At 73.7% G+C, this 22,231-nt stretch carries 20 protein-coding genes; 14 read left to right on the top strand and 6 right to left on the bottom strand.

Annotated features, from left to right (window positions below; translation table 11 throughout):
* Positions 1-136: 136 nt before the first annotated feature.
* The gene (gene paaK, locus PV789_RS16890) at positions 137-1,489 is read right to left on the bottom strand and encodes a phenylacetate--CoA ligase PaaK (RefSeq protein ID WP_274973530.1); all 1,353 of its coding nucleotides are present in this window, start codon (positions 1,487-1,489) and stop codon (positions 137-139) included.
* Positions 1,490-1,729: 240 nt separating this feature from the next.
* Here paaK and PV789_RS16885 point away from each other — a divergent pair, with 240 nt between their 5' ends.
* From PV789_RS16885 to PV789_RS16835, 11 genes are all read left to right on the top strand, one after another.
* On the top strand, positions 1,730-2,965 hold the full coding sequence (locus PV789_RS16885; RefSeq protein WP_274973529.1) for a thiolase family protein: 1,236 nt from the start codon (positions 1,730-1,732) through the stop codon (positions 2,963-2,965).
* Entirely contained in the window at positions 2,962-3,735 is a 774-nt protein-coding gene (locus PV789_RS16880) for an enoyl-CoA hydratase/isomerase family protein (RefSeq protein WP_274973528.1), read from the top strand. The genes PV789_RS16885 and PV789_RS16880 overlap by 4 nt, the downstream gene beginning before the upstream one ends.
* Positions 3,732-4,625: a 3-hydroxyacyl-CoA dehydrogenase family protein gene (locus tag PV789_RS16875; protein WP_274973527.1), complete on the top strand. Its 894-nt coding sequence runs from the start codon at positions 3,732-3,734 to the stop codon at positions 4,623-4,625. Before PV789_RS16880 ends, PV789_RS16875 begins: the two co-directional genes overlap by 4 nt.
* 4 nt (positions 4,626-4,629) lie before the next feature.
* Entirely contained in the window at positions 4,630-5,439 is an 810-nt protein-coding gene (locus tag PV789_RS16870) for an enoyl-CoA hydratase/isomerase family protein (RefSeq protein ID WP_274973526.1), read from the top strand.
* Between the two features lie 98 nt (positions 5,440-5,537).
* Positions 5,538-6,512 (top strand): 1,2-phenylacetyl-CoA epoxidase subunit PaaA, encoded by a 975-nt coding sequence (gene paaA, locus PV789_RS16865; RefSeq protein WP_274973525.1) that lies wholly within the window; start codon positions 5,538-5,540, stop codon positions 6,510-6,512.
* Positions 6,509-6,826, top strand: coding sequence for a 1,2-phenylacetyl-CoA epoxidase subunit PaaB (paaB, locus tag PV789_RS16860; protein ID WP_061082429.1), 318 nt, complete (start codon positions 6,509-6,511; stop codon positions 6,824-6,826). The genes paaA and paaB overlap by 4 nt, the downstream gene beginning before the upstream one ends.
* A 43-nt stretch (positions 6,827-6,869) precedes the next feature.
* Complete coding sequence (paaC, locus tag PV789_RS16855; protein WP_274973524.1) at positions 6,870-7,748, top strand: 1,2-phenylacetyl-CoA epoxidase subunit PaaC; 879 nt, start codon at positions 6,870-6,872, stop codon at positions 7,746-7,748.
* Entirely contained in the window at positions 7,742-8,263 is a 522-nt protein-coding gene (gene paaD / locus PV789_RS16850) for a 1,2-phenylacetyl-CoA epoxidase subunit PaaD (protein WP_274973523.1), read from the top strand. Before paaC ends, paaD begins: the two co-directional genes overlap by 7 nt.
* 2 nt (positions 8,264-8,265) lie before the next feature.
* Positions 8,266-9,369, top strand: coding sequence for a 1,2-phenylacetyl-CoA epoxidase subunit PaaE (gene paaE, locus PV789_RS16845; protein WP_274973522.1), 1,104 nt, complete (start codon positions 8,266-8,268; stop codon positions 9,367-9,369).
* A complete protein-coding gene (gene paaI, locus PV789_RS16840; protein ID WP_013153503.1) occupies positions 9,366-9,773 on the top strand; it encodes a hydroxyphenylacetyl-CoA thioesterase PaaI in 408 nt (135 codons plus the stop codon). Before paaE ends, paaI begins: the two co-directional genes overlap by 4 nt.
* Before the next feature lie 161 nt (positions 9,774-9,934).
* Complete coding sequence (locus PV789_RS16835; RefSeq protein ID WP_274973521.1) at positions 9,935-12,181, top strand: serine/threonine-protein kinase; 2,247 nt, start codon at positions 9,935-9,937, stop codon at positions 12,179-12,181.
* Positions 12,182-12,299: 118 nt separating this feature from the next.
* Here PV789_RS16835 and PV789_RS16830 read toward each other — a convergent pair whose 3' ends face one another.
* From PV789_RS16830 to PV789_RS16820, 3 genes are all read right to left on the bottom strand, one after another.
* On the bottom strand, positions 12,300-13,502 hold the full coding sequence (locus tag PV789_RS16830; RefSeq protein WP_274973520.1) for an MFS transporter: 1,203 nt from the start codon (positions 13,500-13,502) through the stop codon (positions 12,300-12,302).
* 365 nt (positions 13,503-13,867) lie between these two features.
* A complete protein-coding gene (locus tag PV789_RS16825; protein WP_274973519.1) occupies positions 13,868-14,887 on the bottom strand; it encodes a LacI family DNA-binding transcriptional regulator in 1,020 nt (339 codons plus the stop codon).
* 138 nt (positions 14,888-15,025) lie between these two features.
* On the bottom strand, positions 15,026-16,468 hold the full coding sequence (locus tag PV789_RS16820; RefSeq protein WP_274973518.1) for an amidohydrolase family protein: 1,443 nt from the start codon (positions 16,466-16,468) through the stop codon (positions 15,026-15,028).
* A gap of 644 nt (positions 16,469-17,112) precedes the next feature.
* On the opposite strand from PV789_RS16820, the gene PV789_RS16815 reads away from it, so the two are divergent.
* On the top strand, positions 17,113-17,487 hold the full coding sequence (locus tag PV789_RS16815) for an ADP-ribosylation/crystallin J1 (RefSeq protein WP_274973517.1): 375 nt from the start codon (positions 17,113-17,115) through the stop codon (positions 17,485-17,487).
* 119 nt (positions 17,488-17,606) lie between these two features.
* Here PV789_RS16815 and PV789_RS16810 read toward each other — a convergent pair whose 3' ends face one another.
* Entirely contained in the window at positions 17,607-17,765 is a 159-nt protein-coding gene (locus PV789_RS16810) for a hypothetical protein (protein WP_274973516.1), read from the bottom strand.
* A gap of 280 nt (positions 17,766-18,045) precedes the next feature.
* On the opposite strand from PV789_RS16810, the gene PV789_RS16805 reads away from it, so the two are divergent.
* Positions 18,046-19,155: an LLM class flavin-dependent oxidoreductase gene (locus tag PV789_RS16805; RefSeq protein WP_274973515.1), complete on the top strand. Its 1,110-nt coding sequence runs from the start codon at positions 18,046-18,048 to the stop codon at positions 19,153-19,155.
* A gap of 110 nt (positions 19,156-19,265) precedes the next feature.
* On the opposite strand, the gene PV789_RS16800 is transcribed toward PV789_RS16805, so the two are convergent.
* A complete protein-coding gene (locus PV789_RS16800) occupies positions 19,266-20,864 on the bottom strand; it encodes a BCCT family transporter (protein WP_274973514.1) in 1,599 nt (532 codons plus the stop codon).
* Between the two features lie 417 nt (positions 20,865-21,281).
* On the opposite strand from PV789_RS16800, the gene PV789_RS16795 reads away from it, so the two are divergent.
* Positions 21,282-22,202 (top strand): helix-turn-helix domain-containing protein, encoded by a 921-nt coding sequence (locus tag PV789_RS16795; protein ID WP_274973513.1) that lies wholly within the window; start codon positions 21,282-21,284, stop codon positions 22,200-22,202.
* The last annotated feature ends 29 nt before the right edge of the window (positions 22,203-22,231 follow it).

Raw genomic sequence — 22,231 nt, 5'->3', positions numbered from 1 at the left:
ACCGCGCGACGAACTCTGGCGGAGCGGTTCACAGGAAGGCCGGGGTCTCCCCGCGGGTCCACAGCCAGCCGGTCGGCGACAGCTGTTTCTTGAGGCGTGTGCGCTGACGCGGCGGCCGTGCGTCATGCGCGTCCCGTCACTCCTTGGGACGCTGGTCGATGATGCGGCGGAACTTGCCCACCGAGCGCTCGATCTGCTCGGGGTCGACCACGTCCACGGTCACGCTCACGCCGACCTTGTCCTTGACCGTCGCCACGATCTGCTCGCTCAGGACCACGCGCCGCTCGGCGGTGCAGTCCGGGGCCGCCTCGATGCGCACCGCCATGCGGTCCAGGCGGCCCTCCTTGGTCAGCACCAGCTGGAAGTGCGGGGCCAGCCCGTCCAGGCCCAGCACGATCTCCTCGATCTGGGTCGGGAAGACGTTCACGCCGCGCAGGATGATCATGTCGTCGCTGCGGCCGGTCACCTTGTCCATGCGCCGCATGGGCCGGGCCGTGCCCGGGCGCAGCGTGGTCAGGTCGCGGGTGCGGTAGCGGATCACCGGCATGGCCTGCTTGGTCAGCGAGGTGAAGACCAGTTCGCCGTTGGACCCGTCGGGCAGCACGTCCTGGGTGACGGGGTCGAGCACCTCGGGGTAGAAGTGGTCCTCCCACACGTGCAGGCCGTCCTTGGTCTCCACGCACTCGTTGGCCACGCCCGGGCCCATCACCTCGGACAGGCCGTAGATGTCCACGGCGTGGATGTCGAAGCGCTCCTCGATCTCGGTGCGCATCATCTCGGTCCAGGGCTCGGCGCCAAAGATCCCGACCTTGAGCGAGGTCGTACGCGGGTCGATTCCCTGATGCTCGAACTCGTCCATCAGTGTCAGCATGTAGCTGGGGGTGACCATGATGATGTCGGGCTCGAAGTCCTGGATGAGCTGCACCTGCTTGGCCGTCTGCCCGCCCGAGGCGGGGATGACCGTGCAGCCGAGCCTCTCGGCGCCGTAGTGGGCGCCCAGCCCGCCGGTGAAGAGCCCGTAGCCGTAGGAGACGTGCACCTTGTGCCCGGGCCGTCCGCCCGCGGCGCGGATGGAGCGGGCCACCACCTCGGCCCAGGTGTCGATGTCCTCGCGGGTGTAGCCCACGACGGTGGGGCGGCCGGTGGTCCCGCTGGAGGCGTGGATGCGGCTGACCCGCTCCTGGGGGACGGCGAACATCCCGAAGGGGTAGTTGTCGCGCAGGTCGGCCTTGGTGGTGTGCGGGAAGTGGCGCAGGTCCGCCAGTTCGCGCAGGTCCTCGGGGCGCACCCCGGCCTCGTCGAACTTGCGGCGGTACAGGGGCACGTTGGCGTAGGCGTGCTCCAGGGTCCACCGGAGGCGCTTGAGCTGCAGGGCGCGCAGCTCGTCGACACTCATGCGCTCGGCCGGGTCCAGGATCCCGGGCTCGGGCGCCCGTCCCAGGCGGGCGGTGGCTCCGGCCGACAGCGTGGTGGTGTCGTGGATTGCCATGGGCCTCTCCGTGTACTGTGCGCGGGACCCGCCGGGGCGCGGGCGCCTGGGTGGGGTGGGCGGGTGCGCTGATCTCGTGGCGGTGCGGTCCGTCGCGGATCGGACCGACTTGCTTACTGACCGAACGTTCGGTTACTAATGCATTAACGCAGTCTCCGGGCAGCCGTGTCAAGGAGAAGTGTCGATGATTTCACAGGCGACGGTGGCCCCGACCACCGTCTTTACCACGGGAGGCCGCACGTGAGCGAGGTCTACTTGGTCGACGGGGTGCGAACCCCGCAGGGCCGCTACGGCGGCGCCCTGGCAGCGGTGCGCCCCGACGACCTGGCCGCCACGGCGGTGGCCGAGGCGGTCCGCCGCGCGGGCGTGCCGGGCGAGGCCGTGGACGAGGTGGTCCTGGGCGCCGCCAACCAGGCGGGCGAGGACAACCGCAACGTCGCGCGCATGGCGGCGCTGCTGGCCGGACTCGACCCGAGCGTGCCCGGCTACACCGTCAACCGGCTGTGCGCCAGCGGCCTGACCGCCGTCGCCTCCGCCGCGCAGGCCATCCGCGCGGGCGAGGCCGACGTGGTGGTCGCGGGCGGTGTGGAGTCGATGACCCGCGCCCCCTGGGTGATGGCCAAGCCCGGAACCCCCTGGGCCAAGCCGGGCGAGGTCGCCGACACCTCCCTGGGCTGGCGCTTCACCAACCCGCGCTTCGCCGCGGCCGACGCCGATGCGCCCGCCGACGCGGGCCCCGACGACCTGCGCTACACCCTGTCCATGGGCGAGACCGCCGAGGAGGTCGCGCTCCTGGAGGGACTCACCCGCGAGGAGTGCGACGCCTTCGCGCTGCGCAGCCACGAGCGCGCGGTCGCCGCCGCCGAGGCGGGCCGCTTCGAGGCCGAGACCGTCCCCGTCACCGTGCGCGGACGCAAGGGCCAGAGCAGCGAGGTCACCGCCGACGAGGGACCGCGCCCCGGCTCCAGCATGGAGAGCCTGGCCGGGCTGCGTCCGGTCTTCCGCGAGGGCGGCATCGTCACCGCGGGCAACTCCTCCTCCCTCTCCGACGGGGCCTCCGCGCTGGTGCTGGCCGGTGCCGAGGCCGTGCGCCGCTACGGCCTGACCCCCCGCGCCCGCGTGGTCGCCTCCGCCTCGGCCGGGGTGGACCCGCAGGTCATGGGCCTGGGTCCGGTCCCGGCCACCCGCAAGGCGCTCGGCCGCGCCGGGTGGGACCTGGACGGGGTCGGCGCCGTGGAGCTCAACGAGGCCTTCGCCGCCCAGTCCCTGGCCGTGATGCGCCAGCTCAAGCTGGAGGAGGAGCGCGTCAACGCCGACGGCGGCGCCATCGCCCTGGGCCACCCGCTGGGCAGCTCCGGCGCCCGCATCCTGGTCACCCTGCTCAACCGCATGGAGCGCGATGACGCCGCCCGCGGCCTGGCCACCCTGTGCGTGGGCGTGGGCCAGGGCGTCGCCCTGCTGGTGGAGCGCCCGTGAGCGCCGACGGGTCCGCCGCGCACCGGGCCGACGGGGACTTCACCGCCCTGGACGTGGAGTGGCGCGAGGACCGCGTGGTGGTCCAGCTCCACCGCCCCGAGGCCCGCAACGCCATCAACGCGACGATGATCGCCGAGCTGCACCGGGTGTGCGAGCGGATCGAGGCCGAACCCAGGCCCCTGCTCCTGACCGGGCACGGCACCGTGTTCGCGGGCGGCGCCGACATCTCCGAGCTGCGCGAACGCGGCCGGGAGGAGGCGCTGGCCGGGATCAACAGCCGCCTGTTCGAACGCCTGCACCGCCTCCGGGCGCCCACCGTGGCGGCCGTGGACGGCTACGCCCTGGGCGGCGGCGCCGAACTGTCCTACGCCTGCGACATCCGCATCGCCACCCCCACCGCCGTGTTCGCCCAGCCCGAGCCGGGCCTGGGCATCATCGCCGGCGCGGGCGCGTGCTGGCGGCTGCGGGAACTGATCGGCGCCTCGGTGGCCAAGCAGGTGCTGCTGGGCGGCTACCGCCTGGACGCCGAGGCCGCGCTGCGCCACGGCCTGGTCGCCGAGATCGTCCCCTCCGGGGAGCTGCGCGAACGCGCCCACGCCCTGATCGACCGCATGGCCGCCTCCTCCGCGCTGGCCCTGCGCATGACCAAGATGGTCCTGGACGCCGACGGGCCCCACCCGCTCGCCGACGACCTGACGCAGGCCGTGCTGTTCGAGAGCGCCGACAAGCACGAGCGCATGACCCGTTTCCTGGAGAGGAAGAAGCGTTGAGCACCACCGAGCAGGCAGACGGCGCCGCGCGGGGCGTCCCCGCCACCGTCGCCGTCGTCGGCGGCGGCACCATGGGCGCCGGGATCGTCCAGCAGTTCCTCACCCGCGGCGCCGACGTGGTGCTGGTCGAGGCCACCGCCGAGGCCGCCGAGGCCGGTCGCGCCCGCGTGGCTGCCGGGCTGGACAAAGCTCGCCAGCGCGGGAAGATCGACGCCGAACCGGACGCCTACCTGGCCCGGCTGCACACGGTCACCACCCCCGCCGACATCCCGGCCGACGCCGGTCTGGTCGTGGAGGCCGTGCCGGAGAGGCCCGAACTGAAGATCGCCGTGCTCACCGCCGCCGAGGCCGCGGTGGGCGAGGACACCGTCCTGGCCTCCAACACCAGTTCGCTGTCGGTCACCGAGCTGGCCGCCGCCCTCAAGCGCCCCGCGCGCTTCCTGGGTACCCACTTCTTCAACCCCGTCCCCGCCTCCAAGCTCGTGGAGCTGGTCGTGGCCCCCGAGACCGACGAGGCCGTCCTGGCCTCGGCGCGCGCCTGGGTCGCCGCCCTGGGCAAGACCGAGGTCGTGGTCCGCGACGCGCCCGGGTTCGCCACCAGCCGCCTGGGCGTCATGCTGGGTCTGGAGGCCATCCGGATGGTCGAGGAGGGCGTGGCCTCGCCCGCCGACATCGACACCGCCATGGAGCTGGGCTACCGCCACCCCATGGGGCCGCTGCGCCTGACCGACCTGGTGGGGCTGGACGTGCGCCTGGCCATCGCCGAGTACCTGGCCGCCGAACTGGGGGACCGGTTCGCACCTCCGGAACTGCTGCGCCGTATGGTCGCCGAGGGAAGGCTGGGCCGCAAGAGCGGACAGGGCTTCCACACCTGGGACGAGGGGGAGTAGAGCGTTGAGTGAGGACACGGCGGCTAGACAGGCGCCCGCGGACGCGGAGTTCACCGAGGCCGACGGGCTGGCCACGGTGCGGCTGAACACGCCCGCCCTGACCCGGCGGGTCAAGGAGCAACTGCTGGCGGCGCTGCGTCGGGCGGCGGAGTCCACCACCGCCCGCGCGGTGCTGCTGCTGGGCTCGGACAAGGCCTTCTGCCTGGGCCAGAACCTGGTCGAGCACGCGCGGATCCTGGAGGAGCGCCCCCAGGAGGCGCTGGAGACCGTGCGCGAGCACTACAACCCCATCGTGCTGGCCCTGGAGGAGGTCCAGGTGCCGGTCGTGGTCGGCATCGGCGGCGCCTGCGTGGGCGCGGGACTGGGCTTCGCCCTGGCCGGGGACGTGCGGATCGCGGCCCGCCGGGCCAGGTTCGGCACCGCCTTCACCGGGATCGGCCTGGCCTCGGACTCCGGGCTGGCCTCGCGCCTGGTGGCCTCGCTGGGCCAGGCCCGGGCCATGGAGCTGATGCTGCTGGGCACGGTCGTGGACGCCGGGCGCGCCCTGGAGCTGGGCCTGGTCACCGAGGTCGTGGACGACGACGCCTGGGAGGCGCGCGCCCGCGCCGTGGCTACGGGCCTGGCCTCCGGGCCCACCAGCGCGTTCGTTGCGGCCAAGCGCGAGGTGCGCTCGGCCGCCGTGGGCGGGCGCGAGCTGCCCGAACTGCTGGAGGAGGAGGCCGAGCTCCAGAACCAGCTGGGACAGACCGCCGACCACGTCGGAGCGGTCCGCGCGTTCCTGGCCAAGGAGAAGCCGACCTTCTCCGGGAGCTGAGCTGGCGGTTTCCCCGCCCGGCGGACTTGCCCGGGCGGGGGAATCCGGGGATACTAATTACTGACCGAACGTTCGGTTATGAATGAGGTGAGAAACCAGTGAGCACCCAGACGGTCCGGGAGGCGTCTCCCGACGCCGACCTCCTCCAGGCCGAGTTCGACGCCAGGATCGCCGCCGACCAGCGCATCGAGCCGCGCGACTGGATGCCCGAGGGCTACCGCAGGACGCTCGTGCGCCAGGTCTCCCAGCACGCGCACTCGGAGATCATCGGCATGCAGCCCGAGGGCGACTGGATCGCCTCCGCGCCCAGCCTGCGGCGCAAGGCCATCCTGCTGGCCAAGGTCCAGGACGAGGCCGGACACGGGCTGTACCTGTACGCCGCCGCCGAGACCCTGGGCGTGGACCGCGCCGACCTGACCGAGCGCCTCATCGAGGGCCGCCAGAAGTACTCCTCGATCTTCAACTACCCGTCGCTGACCTTCGCCGACGTGGGCGTCATCGGCTGGCTCGTGGACGGCGCCGCGATCTGCAACCAGGTCCCGCTGTGCCGCAGCTCCTTCGGCCCCTACGCCCGCGCCATGGTGCGCATCTGCAAGGAGGAGTCCTTCCACCAGCGCCAGGGCTACGAACTGCTCATGCGCATGATGGAGGGCACCCCCGAGCAGCGGGCCATGGTCCAGGACGCCGTCGACCGCTGGTGGTGGCCGTCGCTGATGATGTTCGGTCCGCCCGACGCCGACTCGCCCAACACGCAGCAGTCCATGGCCTGGGGCATCAAGCGCGACACCAACGACGACCTGCGCCAGAAGTTCGTGGACATGACCGTCCCCCAGGCCGAGAAACTCGGCGTCACCCTGCCCGACCCCGAGCTGGTCTGGAACGCCGAGCGCGGCCACCACGACTTCGGCGAGCCCGACTGGGTGGAGTTCAAGCAGGTCGTCTCCGGCGCCGGGCCCAAGAACGCCGAGCGCGTCCAGCGCCGCCGGGCCGCCCACGAGAAGGGCGCGTGGGTGCGCGAGGCCGCCACCGCCTACGCCCGCAAGCACACCAGCGCCGAGGAGGCAGCGGTATGAGCGACGACAGCACGGCCGGTTCCGGAGCGGCCCGCCCCGAGTGGCCGCTCTACGAGGTCTTCGTGCGCGGCAAGCGCGGCCTCAACCACGTCCACGTGGGCTCGCTGCACGCCCCCGACGACCACATGGCCCTGCACAACGCCCGCAACCTCTACACCCGCCGCAACGAGGGCGTGAGCATCTGGGTGGTGCGCGCCGAGCACATCGCCGCCTCCAGCCCCGACGAGAAGGACCCCTACTTCGCGCCCAGCGGGGACAAGGTCTACCGCCACCCGACGTTCTACCCCATCCCCGAGGACGTCCCGCACATCTAGGGCGGCGGCACGACCGGCGCACACGAGGCCAAAGGAAACGACATTGAGTGGCGACCACATCTACTCGGCCCTGAGCGAGGAGCACGGCGGCGACACCCGCTGGGCCTTCGGCACCGGCTTCACCGACGCCCTCGCCGGGGTGGACACCACCCTGCCCGAGGGGATCGACGGAGCCGACCTGGCGCTGTACTGCCAGATGCTCGGCGACGACGCGCTCGTCCAGGCCCAGCGGCTCGTCCACTGGGTGACCGACGCCCCCGAGCTGGAGGAGGAGGTGGCGCTGGCCAACATCGCCCTGGACCTGCTCGGCCAGGCCCGCCTGCTGCTGGCCCGCGCCGGACAGGCCGACGGCACCGGACGCGACGAGGACGCCTTCGCCTACCGGCGCGGCCCCGCCGAGTTCCGCAACGTCCACCTGGCCGAGGCGCCCCGCGGCGACTTCGCCCGCGCCGTCGTCACCCTGCTGACGCTCTCCAGCGCCCGCCTGGCCGTGTTCGCCCGCCTGGCCGACAGCCGCGACCCCGTGCTGGCCGCCGTCGCGGCCAAGGCGGTCAACGAGCTGGCCTACCACCGCGAGTACGCGGTCTCCTGGGCCCTGCGCCTGGGCGACGGCACCCCCTACTCCCGCGAGCGCATGACCGCCGCCGTCGCCCAGGTGTGGCCGCTCACCGGCGAGCTGTTCGCCACCCACCCCGTCGAGGCCCGCATGGCCCGGCAGGGCGTGGGCGTGGACCCTGCCACCGTGCGCGAGGAGGTGCACGCCGTCCTGGCCCGGGTGCTCACCACCGCGAGCCTGGACGCCCCCGGGCCCTTCCCCGCGTCGGCCCTGGCCGGACGCCGGGGACAGCACACCGCCGAACTGGCCCCCCTGCTGGACGAACTCCAGAAGGTGGCCCGCGAGCACCCGGAGGCGACATGGTGACCACCACACGCGAGCGCGACCGCGAGCGCGCCGAGCGCGCCGCCGCCGCGGTCACCGACCCCGAGCTGCCCATGCTCACCCTGGCCGACCTCGGCATCCTGCGCCGCGTGGAGGTCGAGGGCGACGGGACGGCCGCGGTGTGGATCACCCCCACCTACTCGGGCTGCCCGGCCCTGGCCGAGATGCGCGCGGACGTGGACCGCGCCGTGCGCGCCGCCGGGTTCGACCGGGTCGAGGTGCGCACCGAGCTCTCCCCGCCCTGGACCACCGACTGGATCACCGCCGAGGGCAGGCGCAAGCTCGCCGAGAACGGCATCTCCCCGCCGGGCGGCGCGCCCGCGCAGGCCGCCGGACCGGTGCCGCTGACCCTGCTGCCCACCCGCACCGCCCCGCGCTGCCCGCTGTGCGGGTCCGGCCGGACCGAGGAGCTGTCCCGCTTCGGGGCGACCTCCTGCAGGTCCCTGCACCGATGCCGGTCCTGCCTCGAACCGTTCGAGCACGTCAAGGAGATCTGACCGTGACCACACCCGTCACCGAGACCGCGCCCGCGGCCGCGCGCCGCCGGGGCGCGTTCCACCGGCTGCGCGTGGCCGCCGTCGAGCGCCTGTGCGACGACGCCGTCGCCGTCACCTTCGACGTCCCCGACCACCTGGCCGAGGAGTACGCGTTCGCCCCCGGGCAGTCGCTGACCCTGCGCCGGGAGGTGGACGGCGTGGAGGAGCGCCGCAGCTACTCCGTGTGCGCCCCCGTCGGCCAGGCTCCCCGCGTGGGCGTGCGCCTGGTCTCGGGCGGCCTGTTCTCCAACTGGCTGGTCAACGAGGTGCGCCCCGGCGACGAGGTGGAGGTGGGCGCGCCCACCGGCCGGTTCGTCCCCGACCTGGACACCGCCGCACGCCACGTCATGGTCGCCGCCGGTTCGGGCATCACCCCGGTGCTGTCCATGGCCTCCTCGCTGCTGCGCCGCACCGACTCGCGCGTCACCCTGCTCTACGGCAACCGCCGCAGCGACACGGTGATGTTCGCCGACGAGATCGCCGACCTCAAGGACGCCTTCGGAACGCGCTTCGAGCTGGTGCACGTGCTCTCCCGCGAGCCGCGCGAGGCCGAGCTGTTCACCGGGCGCCTGGACGGCGCCAAGCTGGAGGCGCTGCTGGACACGGTCGTGGCCGCGGACGCCGTCGACCACTGGTGGCTGTGCGGACCGTACGGCATGGTCACCGACGCCCAGGAGGTGCTCACGGGCCGGGGCGTGCCGGGGGAGCGGATCCACCAGGAGCTGTTCTTCGTGGAGGGCGCGGAGCCGCCGCCCCAGGCGCGCCACGAGGAGCCCGGCGTGGAGGGGCCCGCCAGCGAGGTGACCCTCGTGCTGGACGGGCGCACCACCACCCTGACGCTGCCGCGAGGGGTGCCCGTGCTGGACGCCGCGCAGCGTTACCGGCCCGACCTGCCCTTCGCCTGCAAGGGCGGGGTGTGCGGCACCTGCCGGGTGATGGTGTGCGAGGGAGAGGTGCGGATGCTGCGCAACTACGCGCTCACCGAGGCCGAGGTGGAGGCGGGGTACGCGCTGTCCTGCCAGGCGCTGCCCGAGACCGACGCCGTGACCGTGGACTACGACGCGTGAGCGCGCGCAACGAGACCGCCTGGCGGATGTTCGAGGCGGACATGGCGTCCAAGAACCTGGGGATGCGCCTGGTCGAGGCCAGCGACGGGCTGGCGGTCGTGGAGATGACCGTGGGGCCGCTGATGCTCAACGGGCACGGGATCGCCCACGGCGGGTTCGTGTTCACCCTGGCCGACACCGCGTTCGCGTGCGCGTGCAACGTGGACGGGGGAGGGGTGACCGTGGCCTCCGGGGCGGACGTGACCTTCGTGGCCCCGGCGAAGGAGGGCGACGTGCTGGTGGCCACCGCGAGGGAGCGGGCGCTGTTCGGCCGCAGCGGCCTGTACGACGTCACGGTGCGCCGGGGCGAGGAGGTCGTCGCCGAGTTCCGGGGCCGCAGCCGCACACTGCCCCCGCGCGGTTAGCCGCCGGGGAGAGCCGGGCACGGGGCCGGGTCCGCGAGAGCGGTCCCGGCCCCTCCCTCGTCCACTCCTTCCGCCGGGCAGGGGGCGCGAACACCCGGGGACGATCGCGCGTCCCACGGGTGTACGGAGGGCGCCGTCCTCCGCCGCACGAGAAGGACCCCATGACCGTCACGCCCGCCCCCGTTCCCCCGCCGCCACGCGACACCGGCCTCCCGCCCGGCCTCAAGCCCCTGGAGAAGGACGACCCGCGAACGCTCGGCCCCTACCGGATCGTGGGGCGGATCGGCGCGGGCGGCATGGGCGCCGTCTACGGCGGAATCGACGGCGGCGGGCGGTGTGTGGCCGTCAAGACCGTGCACGCCCGCTTCGCGCGCGGGCGCGGCCACCGCGAGGCCTTCGCCCGCGAGGTGGACATGCTGGCCCGCGCCCGGGGCGTGAGCACCGCGCGGCTGTACGACGCCGACACCACGGCGCGCGTGCCCTGGCTCGCCTTCGACTACGTCCCCGGCCGGAACCTGCGCGCCCACGTGCGCGCCCTCGGTCCCCTGGAGGGGGAGATGCTGCGCGCGTTCGCGTCGGGCACCGCCGAGGGCCTGGCCGCTCTGCACTCCGCCGGGATCGCGCACCGCGACATCAAACCCGGCAACGTCATCCTGTCCCCGGACGGGCCCAAGATCGTCGACTTCGGCATCGCCACCGCCGTCGGCACCCGGCGCGCGAACGACCGGGGCGCCTCCTACGGCACCCCCGGCTGGGTGGCGCCCGAACGCTACACCGGCGCGGTCGCCGACCCGGCCGCCGACGTGTTCGCCTGGGGCGCCCTGGTGGCGCTCGCGGCCACCGGGCGCGAACCCTTCGGCCGGGGCACCCCCGAACAACTGCGCCAGCGGGTCACCGCCGGACGGCACGACCTGGCGGGCGTGCCCGACGACGTCCTGCCGCTGGTGGAGGCCGCCCTGGCCACCGACCCCGCGCGGCGCCCGCGCGCGGTCGAGCTCATGCGCGCCCTGCTGCCCGAACCCGAGGAGGTCGGCCTGAGCGGACGCGGCGGCCCGGTCCCGGCCGCCGAGACCCTGCGCGCCCTGCTGCGCGGCTACTGGCGCGGGGTCGACTCCGCGGGGCACGACCCCGCCGCGTGGGCGACCGCCGTGGGCGTGCTCTCCGCGGCCGGGATCACCGCCGGCGCGCTGGGGGGTGCTGGGACCGGTACGGGCGCGGGCGGGGCCGCGGCCGGTACCGGCGGGGCGGCGGGGGCCGCGACCGGAGGAACCACGGCGGCGGGGACCACCGGCGGCGCCCTCAGCGCCCTGGCCGGGTCCAAGGCGGCGGTGGCCGGTGCGGGCGTGCTGGTCGCCGCCGGGCTCGCGACCGGCGGGTACGTGGTCTACGACCGGGTCGGCGGTGCCCCCGCGGAGGCCGTCACCGCCGCCGCGACCACCCTGGAGGAGGGCGGCGGGTTCGTGGTCGGGGTCGAGCGCCGCTTCAGCGACGCGCACGCCGAGGAGGTCGCCGCGCGGACAGGCCAGGCGGTCGAGGCGGTGCTGGAGGAGAGCACGGCCACCGTCGAGTACCGCTACGCGGCCGACCGCGACGTCTTCCTGGCCAGCGGCGAGGTGATGGGGCAGGGGTCCGTCGCGGCCGCCGACAGCGGCGGACGGCTGTACGTGTACGGGCCCGCCCTGGCGGAGGGCGAGGCCTCCGACCCGGTGAACCCCGCGTGGGAGGCCACCGCCGATGACCTGGGGCCCGAGCTGGTCACCGGCCCCCTGCGCGCCATGGCGGAGTCGGAGGAGCTGGAGGCGGGCGGAGCCGGGGAGGAGGGCGGCCGGGTGTACACCGGTCCGCTCACGTCCCGGCTCGTGGTGGACGGCGAGGTGGTCGAGGAGGACGCGGAGGGCTCCGTGGAGGTCGACGAGCGGGGCGGCCCGGTGCGGATGGAGTACGCCGGAGCCCTGTGGCGGGTGCGGGCCGACTTCACCGGGGTCGGCGGCCCCGTGGAGGTGGCCGACCCCCGACAGGGGCAGGAGTCCGGCGGCGGACGCCTGGAGGTGCTCCACGCGCCCGCCTGCGGGGAGATCGGCCTCTACGGCCGTACGTGGCGGGTGCGCGCGGAGGCGTGGGAGATGTCCTGCGACCGCGCCATGGAGACGGCGGGGCTGCTGGAGACGGGGAGCGAACGGGTGGAGACCCCCATCGGGTACAACGGCACCGGCGTGGTCACCTACCTCGTGGACGGCGAGATCGCGTGCACGGGGGTGCGGGAGGAGGTCCCCGGACGCCCCGGTGCGGAGTCCCCCTGGTCGCTGATCAGCTGCACGCCCGCCACCGTCCTCGGCCAGAGCGAGTTCGGCTGGGAGGAACTGGAGTTCGCCGAGTCGACCCTCATCGGGTTCGTCCGGGTGGCATAGGCGGACGGCCGGGCCCGGACGGCGTGGACCTTCGTCGAGGTCCTGCGCCGCCCCGTTCCCGGCCCGAGGACACGTCCGGCCGAAGGCCCGGGAACGGGGCTTCCTCCCGGGCCCGGGCTCAGTGCAGGGCGCTGGGCTCCGGGGCCGCCACCGCCCGGTCCCCGCGGTCGCGCCGCCGCCCCGGGCGGTCCAGGGCGCCCGCGAACACCGCGATGCCCAGGCCCACTACGGCCAGCACCGCGCCGATCGCGGCCGGAGAGGTGTACCCCAGACCCGCGCTGATCCCGATCCCGCCCAGCCAGGCCCCGGCGGCGTTGGCCAGGTTGAACGCCGAGTGGTTGGAGGCCGCCGCCATCGTCGGCGCCTCGGCGGCCTTGTTCATCACCAGCACCTGGAGCGGGGTGGCCACGCCGAACCCCACCGCGCCCAGGACCACCACCGTCACCGCGGCCGTCCAGGGGTTGTGCACGGTCACCGTGAACACCACCAGCACCACCGCCAGCGCGGCCAGCGACCCGTAGATCGTCGGGCGCAGCGCCCGGTCGGCCAGGGGGCCCACGATCAGCGAACCCAGGGTCATGCCGGTGCCGAACAGCGCCAGGACGATCGGCACGCCGGACGCGGACATGCCCGCCAGCTCCGTCATCATCGGCGAGACGTAGCTGTAGACGGCGAACACCCCGGCGAACCCGAAGACCGCCGTGACCAGGCCCAGGACGACCTGGGAGCGGCCCAGTTCGCGCATCTCGTGGCGCAGGCCCGTACCGGCGGCCGCGGGCTGGTGCGGCACGAACGCCGCGACGCCGAGCACGGCGAGCAGGGCGATCCCGGCCACGACCAGGAACGCCGCGTGCCAGCCCATCGCCTGGCCCAGGAAGGTGCCCGCGGGCACGCCGACGATGTTGGCCACGGTCAGGCCGAGGAACATCCGCGAGACGCCCGTGGCCCGCCGACCCGGACCGGCCAGGTGCGCCGCGACCAGCGAGCCCACCCCCAGGTAGGCGCCGTGGGGCAGCCCGGCCAGGACCCGCGAGGCGAACACGGCGCCGAAGGACGGGGCCAGGACGGTGGCGAGGTTGCCCGCCAGGAAGAGCCCCATGAAGACCAGCAGGGCCGTCTTGCGGGGCAGCCGCGTGCTCAGCGCGGTGAGCAGCGGGGCGCCGACCACCACGCCCAGGGCGTAGGCGGAGATGAGGTATCCGGCGGTCGGAACCGACACGTCGAGGTCGGCGGCGACCTCGGGCAGCAGTCCCATGATCACGAACTCGGTGGTGCCGATGGCGAACGCGCCGACGGCGAGGGCGAGCAGGGCCAGAGGCATGGGTGGGTCCCCTTCGAAGGGTCGGTCGGGGTTCACGGGCACCGGGCGCGGCGGGCCGCGGGGTTGCGGGCTTCCCGGGGCCCGGCGGGGCCGGATGACAGCGGAGGGTGATTTGGCACGTGCCAAATCCAGTGTCGGACTTTTCCGGACCTGTGCCAACCGTCCGCGCGTGTGATGTGGCTCTTAACGGTGCGCCCACCCGCGGGAACGCTGCGGACCACCGGTCGCACGCGCCACGGCAGCACCCGCTGCCGTGGAGGAACGCGGTCACCCCGCCCACAGGCCTCGCGCGCCGGGCCGTGCCCCGCCGCCGCGCGGGTACCGGAGCGAACCACCGGCCACGGGCGTCCCGGGCCGGAGGGGCCTCAGCGCGGGGGAGCGGTGCTGCCGCGCACCGTCAGGGAGGGCTCCAGCAGCAGGTGCCTGCTCTCGGTGCGCCCGCCGTCCAGGCGCTCGGACGCGGACTCCACCGCGAGCCGCGCCATGCGCGCCGCGTCCTGGCGCACCGACGTGAGCTGGAGGAAGGACAGCCGGGCGGTCCGGCTGTCGTCGTAGCCCACCACCGAGACGTCCCCGGGCACGCCCACCCCGGCGCGGACCAGGGTCGCCAGCAGCCCGAACGCGCACAGGTCGTTGGCCGCGACCACGGCCGTGGGCAGGGCCTCCCGTGCCAGGAGCACCCGCGCCGCCCGCGCGCCCGCCTCCTCGGAGTAGTCCCCCGGCAGGACCTCGACGCGCCCGCCCAGGCCGTACCCGCGCATCGCCTCGGCGTAGCCCCGCGCGCGCTCACCGGCCCCCGGGAGCCCGCCGCCGTCGACGTGCACGATGTCCCGGTGGCCCAGCTCCACCAGGTGCCCGACGGCCTGGCCCACGCCCACGGCGTCGTCCGCGCCCACGCTGTCGGTTCCCTCCGCGCCGGTGCGCTGGCCGATCTCCACCACGGGAACCCGTTCGGCGACCCGCGCCAGGTCCGCGGGGGCCTCCGCGGACAGGCCGATCAGGATCAGCGCCTCGCAGCGCAGCCCCACCAGTTCGTCGATCGCCTCGCGTTCGCTGCGCGTGCTGGCCATCGCGCTCAGCACCACGCCGTACCCGAGTTCGGCGGCGGCCGGGTAGAGCTCCTCGACCAGGTGGGCGTCCATCGGGTACTCCAGACCGAAGAGCACGCCCACCTGGCGGCTGCGCGCCCGGCGCAGCAGCCGTGCGGCGGTGTCGGCCCGGTACCCCAGCTCCTCGGCGGCGCGCAGGACCCGCTCCCGGGTCCGCGCGCTCGGGCCCGGGCGGTCGCCCAGCACCAGCGAGACCAGCTGCCGCGAGACCCCCAGGTGCGCGGCCACGTCGGCCATCGTCGGGTGCCGATGGGCGCCCGCCCCGTTCTCCGACATCTGCCTCCTCCGGTTCGCGCCGCCGCCCGGCGTCCTCCCGGGGGGAGGACGCCGCGCCTCATGGCCCGGCCGCCGACGCCTCCGGACCGGCCGGGACCCACATTCTGGCACCGGCCGGTCTCCGCGCGGGCGCCGCGCTCACCGCCCGCGGGTGCCGGAGTCGCGGTAGTCGGTGTAGGTGTAGGGATTGTCCAGCACCTTGGACTCGGGGATGTCGGGGGTCATCCCCTCGGTCCAGGCCTCCTCCCCGACCGAGGCGCGCAAGTGCTCGACGGTGGACTCCACGCCGCGGCGCACGGCCGCCAGGTCCACGCCCACCAGCCGGTGCTCGTGCTTGACCACCCGGCCGTCCACCAGGACCGTGTGCACGTCGGCGCGCTGGGCCTGGAGGGCGATGTGGCCGTAGGGGTTGAGCAGGGGGAAGGACACGGGCGAGTCGTCGTTGCGGATCAGCACGAGGTCGGCCTTGGCGCCGGGCGCGATCCGGCCCAGGTCGTCGCGGCCCAGGGCGGCGGCCCCGCCCCGGGTGGCCCACTCCACCACCTGGTCGGCGCGCAGGGCGCTGTGGGTGACGGTGTCGCTGCGCCCGTGCGCCTCCTGGTGCTCGCGGGCCCGGTCGGCGCCCAGGGTGGCGCGCATGGCGCTGAACAGGTCCCCGCTCTGCCACACGCTGCTGTCCACCGACAGCGACACCGGGATGCCGTGCGCGCGCATCGCCCAGGTGGGCGGGTAGCCCTGACCGGCGCTCTGCTCGCTTTCGGTGGAGACCGACACCGACCCGCCGGTGGCGGCGATGCGCTGGTAGGAGTCCGCGGACAGGGAGGCGCCGTGCACGTACACCGTCTCGGGCCCCATGAAGCCGTGCTCGTGCATGAGCCGGACGCCGTCGTCGCCCGTGGCGCCCCACACCCCGGCGTGGGTGGTGACGGCCAACCCCAGGTCGCGGGCGGCCTCGAAGGCGGGCCTCTCGGGGAACTCCGGGTCACCGGTGACGTCGAAGGCGATCTGGAGGCCCAGCATGTCGTTGCTCCGGTGGCGTTCGACGAAGGCGCGCAGGTCGGGGCTGGCGGCCCACTCGGCGGGCGCCCGCTGGATGTCGCCGTAGGCCAGGACGTGGCGGCCGGGGACCGACAGCAGCGCGTCGGCGGCCGCGTCGGCGTGTTCGGGGGTCTGGAGTCCGTGCGACCAGTCCACGACGGTGGTGACCCCGGCCTCCAGGGCCTCCACGGCGGCGAGTGTGTTCCCCGCGTGCACGTCGGCGGGGCGGAACCGCGTGCCGTGTTCGAGGTAGTACCAGACGAAGTACTGGGCGAGGGTCCAGTCGGCCCCGTAGCCCCGCATGGCGGTCTGCCACATGTGGCGGTGGGTGTCGATCATGCCGGGCATGACCAGGCCGCCGGAGGCGTCGATCTCCGCGGTGCCGTCGGGCACCGGCAGGCGCGGTCCCACGGCGGCCACGCGGTCGTCGACGACCAGGACGTCGGTGTCGGTCAGGACCGTGCGCGCCTCGTCCATGGGCAGCACCGTGCCGCCGCGCAGCACCACCGGTCGGCCCCGGGGGAACTCGTTCGGTCTGTTCAAGGAGGGCTCCTTCGCGGTGTGCCCCTCGCGGACCGGTCCGGGCTTCCGCCGCCGGGGCCCACCGCGCGGTCGTGCGGCGGGCACGCCCTCGGCGGCCGCCGGTGCCGGGAGGAAGGGGGACGGACCGGTGCGGCCCGGCGTGTGGGGACGGCCGGGCGCCCGGAGGGGCGGGATGCGTGTGTTCTCCCACTGTGTCACTTCTGGTGACCGTGGGGTGCCAAAGACCGTTCGGGCGCGGGCGGACCGCGGGCCCAGTGGGGGAGAGGGGGAAAGGCCCCGGACATGGCTGTGGCCCGCGTCCCCCAACGCGGGCCACAGCGGGCGCGGCCAGGATGCACTGAGTGCGGTCTGGCCGCTGGGAAGGCGGATGTAGCGGCTGAGTACGTGCCGGAAACCCCCATTGCCGACACGAGCGCTGACATCCGCGCATGGATTGTGGTGTGCGCCTCACAGGACCTGCGGGTCGGGTGCGGGTGGTGGGGATCGGGGTCGGTCTGGGGCGCTTCACCTGTAAGAACGCTTCGTCTGTAGGAGGTGTTCCCGCTGGACGGACCGATTTTCGGATCGTCCGGTAAAAAGCGGGTGCGGACTGTCCCCGCTCTTCCTAAGCTCCTGACCACGCCCTACCCAAGGAGGCGGTTCCCATGCCCGCGACCCTCACCCTGTGGCGGCCCACCGGGCCCGCGGAACTCGCCCTGGTCGGGGATTCCGGATGGCGGGAGTGGCCGCCGCGCCTGCCCGGGCAGGCGATCTTCTACCCCGTGCTCAACGAGGACTACGCGGTGCGCATCGCCCGCGAGTGGAACCTGCCACGCGACGGCGAGGGGCACGTCACACGCTTTCGCGTGGACGCGGACTTCGCCTCCCGCTATCCGGTGCGGCGGGCCGACGGGCGCACGATCCTGGAGCTGTGGGTGCCCGCCGGGGAGCTGGCCGTGTTCGACGCCCACATCGTCGGTCCGATCGAGCTGGTGCGCTCTTTCCCGCCCGGGCACCCCGGGGGCCTGGTCCCCGCCTGAGCGGGCCGTAGCCGGGACGAAGCGGCGCACGGCCGACCGCCGGGGCGGTCCCGCCGGAGGGGGACCGCCCCGGCGCGGAGGCCCATCGCGGCCGTGCGGCCGCAGCTCGGGCCCGGAACTCAGGCCCGGGTGTCGGTGACGACGAGCAGGTCGGGGTCGACGTCGGTGAGGGCGGTCATGACGTCGCCGAGCGCGTCGGCGAGCACCACGGGGTCGCGGTCGGTCCGGTCTCGGTCCTGGTGGGGAAGGCGGCGTCGGGGATCGAGGGTGGTGGCCATGGGGCTGCGGGCGCGCGGGCCGGGGGTGTGCGCCCTCCTCCTTCACGTGTTCAGCCGTTCCGGTCGCCGTGACGCCCGGTGACCGTGCCGTTGTCGGCTTTTCCAGGGATACCAGGGGAGAGTGACATTCGGTGGATACGGAGCGTGCCTGTGGATGAACGCGGGCCCACCGGGCGTTGCGCGCGGGGAAGCGAAGGGGAATGCGGGGCGGCTCCGGGGCGTTCCGCATGATAGTTTAATCGGAAACTACTTCTTTGGAAGATACCTAGGGGAGCGGGCCATGCAGTTCGGAATCTTCTCGGTGAGCGACGTGACCACCGACCCCACCACCGGCCGTACGCCGACCGAGGCCGAGCGCGTCAAGGCGATGGTGACCATCGCGCTCAAGGCCGAGGAGGTGGGCCTGGACGTCTTCGCCACCGGCGAGCACCACAACCCGCCCTTCGTGGCCTCCTCACCGACCACGATGCTCGGCTACATCGCGGCCCGGACCGACAGGCTCATCCTGTCCACCTCCACCACGCTGATCACCACCAACGACCCGGTCAAGATCGCCGAGGACTTCGCCATGCTCCAGCACCTGGCCGACGGCCGGGTGGATCTGATGATGGGCCGCGGCAACACCGGCCCCGTCTACCCCTGGTTCGGCCAGGACATCCGCCAGGGCATCCCGCTGGCACTGGAGAACTACAACCTGCTGCACCGGCTCTGGCGCGAGGACGTGGTGGACTGGGAGGGCAAGTTCCGCACCCCGCTGCAGGGCTTCACCTCCACCCCCCGCCCCCTGGACGGCGTGCCCCCCTTCGTCTGGCACGGCTCCATCCGCAGCCCCGAGATCGCCGAGCAGGCCGCCTTCTACGGGGACGGCTTCTTCCACAACAACATCTTCTGGCCCGCCACGCACACCAAGAAGCTCATCTCGCTCTACCGCCGCCGCTTCGAGCACTACGGCCACGGCAAAGCAGAGCAGGCCGTCGTCGGCCTGGGCGGACAGGTGTTCATGCGCAAGAACTCCCAGGACGCGGTGAAGGAGTTCCGCCCCTACTTCGACAACGCGCCGGTCTACGGCGGCGGCCCCTCCCTGGAGGAGTTCACCCGCGAGACCCCGCTGACCGTCGGCAGTCCGCAGGAGGTCATCGACCGCACGCTGACCTTCCGCGACTCCTTCGGCGACTACCAGCGCCAGCTCTTCCTCATGGACCACGCGGGCCTGCCGCTCAAGACGGTCCTGGAGCAGCTGGACCTGCTCGGCGAGGAGGTCGTTCCGGTGCTGCGCAAGGAGTTCGCCAGGAACCGGCCCGCGCACGTGCCCGACGCGCCCACCCACGCCTCGCTGCTCGCCGCCAAGGAGGAGGCGGCCACCGCACCCGGCGGGGACGGCCAGCGGTAGGACGACCACTCCGGCCCGGGCCGCGGACGCGAGTACGTCCGCGGCCCGGGCCCCGCCGTGTCAGGGACCCGGAAGGGGACCCGGGCGCGGCTGAACGCTGACGGCAGGCCCTAGCCGACCGGCTCCTCGGCCCGCTGCGCGTCGGCCCCGTCCCCGTCCCGTGACGGGGACGGGGCGACGATGCCCTGCTCGACCGCCATGTCGCGCAGCAGCGGGTGCGTGGTCCACAGCGTCGGCAGCATGATCAGGCCGACGGGCACCGCGGTCACCACGATGAAGGACTGCAGCGCCTGGATCCCGCCGTCCCCGACCAGCAGCAGCGCGACGGCGGCCAGGCCCATCCCCACGCACCAGAACGCGCGGACCAGGCCCGAGGGCTCGCCCTCGTGCATGCTGGAGACCGAGATGGCGTAGGACATCGAGTCGAGCGTGGACGCCAGGAAGATCAGCGCGACGATCACCGTCAGCACGCCCAGCACCGCCGTCAGCGGCAGCGCCTCCAGGATGGCCAGCGCAGCGGCGGGCAGTCCGTCCCGGGCGTAGGGGCCCGTGATGACCCCCGGGTCCTGCTTCTCCAGCCAGATGCCGGTGCCGCCCAGCGCGGTGAACCAGATCGTGGTCACCACCGTGGGCAGCACCGTCGCCCCGACGTAGATGTCGCGCACGGTGCGGCCCCGGGAGATGCGGGCGAAGAAGATCGCCATCATCGGACCGAAGCCCAGGAACCAGCCGAAGAAGAACAGGGTCCAGTACCCGAGCCACTGCTCGTCGCCCGTGTACAGGGCCATGGGCAGGAATTCCTGCGTGTGCACCACGCTCGCCTGGATGTAGAGGTCCGCGACGAAGGGCAGCGACCCCATGCCGAGGACGGCCAGGATGAGGACCAGCGCCACCCAGACGTTGGCCCGGCTCAGCAGCTGGATGCCCTTGTGGATCCCGCTCAGCACAGACACCGCGGACACCACGGTCAGGCCCAGGATGATCAGCGCCTGGACGGCGTAGGTGTCGGGCAGCCCGAAGAGCCGGCTGCAGATGTAGGAGATCTGGAGGCCGAGGAAGCCGATGGGCCCCACGGTTCCGGCCACTACGGCGAGCACGCAGCTGATGTCGACGACCGTGCCGATCCAGTGCGTACGAACACGCTCGCCCATGAGCGGCCACAGCAGGGTGCGCGGGCGCAGCGGCATGCCCTTCTCGACCCCGCGCATCATGACCAGGGTGGCCAGTGCACCGCCGATCGCCCAGCCGATGAAGCCCCAGTGCACGAAGCTCTGCGCCATCGCGACGGCGGCGGCGGAGCCCTCGTCCACCTGGTCGGCGTACTGCGGTGGAGGGGAGGAGTAGTGGGCGATGGGCTCGGCCGCCGCCCAGAACACCCCTCCGGCGGCGAGCAGGGTGGTGGTGATCATCGCGACCCAGGTAAACCGGTTGAACTCGGGCTTGCCGGAGCCCCCCATGCGCACCCGGCCGTAGCGGGAGAAGGCCAGGACGGTGATGACGACGAAGGTGGCCAGCATCAGCAGCTGCCAGTAGGCGCCGAACCAGCGCGCGGACCAGGTGAAAGCCGTGTCCACGACGGTCCCGACCGCACCGGGCGAGACGAGGGCGGCCGTGACGAAGACGGTCATGAAGACGCCGGACACGCCCATGACCCAGAAGTCGGTACGTCTGCCTCGCGCGGACGCGCGTGAGCGCAGAGTGGAGAACATGGAGTAGAGGAAGCCCCTCGAATGGAAGCACCGGCCGGGACGCGCCGCAGCCGGTATCTGAAGCTCCATGCGCTGTGCGCGCGTGGCGGCCGCCGGGAACGACCGCCCGGTCTCACGGCCAGCGCGGCAGGCGCGGCATGGAGTGGGGCGGAGCGTCGAACGCAGCCCTGCCCGGTCGCCGACGGGCACTGACGGCGGGGGACGAGGGGGAAGAGCTGTCCCCGGGTCCCACCGCGGGCGGCGCGACGACGACGTTCCACCCTATCGCAGGCCACGCCGTGTGTCCGTGTGAGGGTAAACACTGCTGACGGCTCGTCGGGAGTGGTCGGGGCCTCTTGTGGCTCGGGAGCCGTCCGCGCCGGGTCGGCGCGCGGCAGTCCGGACGCCTTACCCAGCACCGACTGCGACAATAAGGACATGTCGCCCATTTCTCCGCTTCCGGAGCGTACCGGCAGCGCATCGCCCGGGACGCCCGCGTCCTCCGGGGAGGGCGCGGGCCTGGGGGCCTGGCGGCGCGAGCCGAGCACCCTGGTGCGGCGGGCCGCCCCGCTTCCGGAGGGGGCCGCGGCGCCCTTCGTGATCATCGCGGAGTCCCACGCGCCGGGCGCCCCCGCGGAGTGGGAGCCGCACGCGCACCCCGCGCACGAACTGGTGTGGGTGCGCTGCGGGGCGCTGACCTCCCGCGTCGGCGACCGCGTCTTCACCGTCTCCGAGGGGTGCGGGCTGTGGGTGCCCGCGGGGGATGTGCACGCCGGCCGGCTGACGGCCGGAGCCGAACTCCACACCGCCTTCTTCGCCCCGGACCGCACGCCGGTCGCCTTCGAGGGCCCCACGGCCATCGCGATGACCCCCGTGCTGGAGTCGCTGCTCATGCGTCTGGCCCGCACCGACCTGGACGCCGGGGCGCGCTCGCGCGCGGAGGCGGTCGTGTTCGACGTGCTGGAGCCGTCCCTGCCCCAGCTCGCGCTGCGCCTGCCCGGCGAGGCCCGGGCCGACGTGATCGCCGACGCCCTGTTGCGCGACCCCGCCGACGACCGCTCCCTGGAGGAGTGGGCGCGCGACCTGGGAGTCAGCCCCCGCACGGTCAGCCGGGCCTTCCGCGCCGCCACCGGGCTCTCGTTCGCGCAGTGGCGGCAGTCACTGCGCATCCACCGGGCGCTCATGCTGCTCGGCGAGGGGCGCGAGGTGCAGGACGCCGCCGAACTCCTCGGATACGCCCAGACCAGCACCTTCATCGACGCCTTCCGGCGCGTGATGGGCACCACCCCGGGGACGTACTTCGGCTCTTCCGGGGCGGTCGTTGGCCGGAATTCCGTATCCGGTGTCCGAAAGTCCTGATTGCAGCCACGGAGCGGCCGAATCTATCC

This window comes from Nocardiopsis camelliae (assembly GCF_028993595.1).
GTDB classification, from domain to species: Bacteria; Actinomycetota; Actinomycetes; order Streptosporangiales; family Streptosporangiaceae; genus Nocardiopsis; species Nocardiopsis dassonvillei.
The sequence above is the reverse complement of the archived record's forward strand: the minus strand, read 5'-3'. Positions and strand labels throughout refer to the sequence as shown.

What these genes read in the sequence shown, in the direction of transcription:
- paaK (WP_274973530.1), bottom strand. Translation starts at nt 1,489, where the DNA reads ATGGCAATCCACGACACCACCACGCTGTCGGCCGGAGCCACCGCCCGC.
- paaB (WP_061082429.1), top strand. Translation starts at nt 6,509, where the DNA reads ATGAGCGACGACAGCACGGCCGGTTCCGGAGCGGCCCGCCCCGAGTGG.
- paaD (WP_274973523.1), top strand. Translation starts at nt 7,742, where the DNA reads ATGGTGACCACCACACGCGAGCGCGACCGCGAGCGCGCCGAGCGCGCC.
- PV789_RS16835 (WP_274973521.1), top strand. Translation starts at nt 9,935, where the DNA reads ATGACCGTCACGCCCGCCCCCGTTCCCCCGCCGCCACGCGACACCGGC.
- PV789_RS16830 (WP_274973520.1), bottom strand. Translation starts at nt 13,502, where the DNA reads ATGCCTCTGGCCCTGCTCGCCCTCGCCGTCGGCGCGTTCGCCATCGGC.
- PV789_RS16825 (WP_274973519.1), bottom strand. Translation starts at nt 14,887, where the DNA reads ATGTCGGAGAACGGGGCGGGCGCCCATCGGCACCCGACGATGGCCGAC.
- PV789_RS16815 (WP_274973517.1), top strand. Translation starts at nt 17,113, where the DNA reads ATGCCCGCGACCCTCACCCTGTGGCGGCCCACCGGGCCCGCGGAACTC.
- PV789_RS16810 (WP_274973516.1), bottom strand. Translation starts at nt 17,765, where the DNA reads ATGGCCACCACCCTCGATCCCCGACGCCGCCTTCCCCACCAGGACCGA.
- PV789_RS16805 (WP_274973515.1), top strand. Translation starts at nt 18,046, where the DNA reads ATGCAGTTCGGAATCTTCTCGGTGAGCGACGTGACCACCGACCCCACC.
- PV789_RS16800 (WP_274973514.1), bottom strand. Translation starts at nt 20,864, where the DNA reads ATGTTCTCCACTCTGCGCTCACGCGCGTCCGCGCGAGGCAGACGTACC.
- PV789_RS16795 (WP_274973513.1), top strand. Translation starts at nt 21,282, where the DNA reads ATGTCGCCCATTTCTCCGCTTCCGGAGCGTACCGGCAGCGCATCGCCC.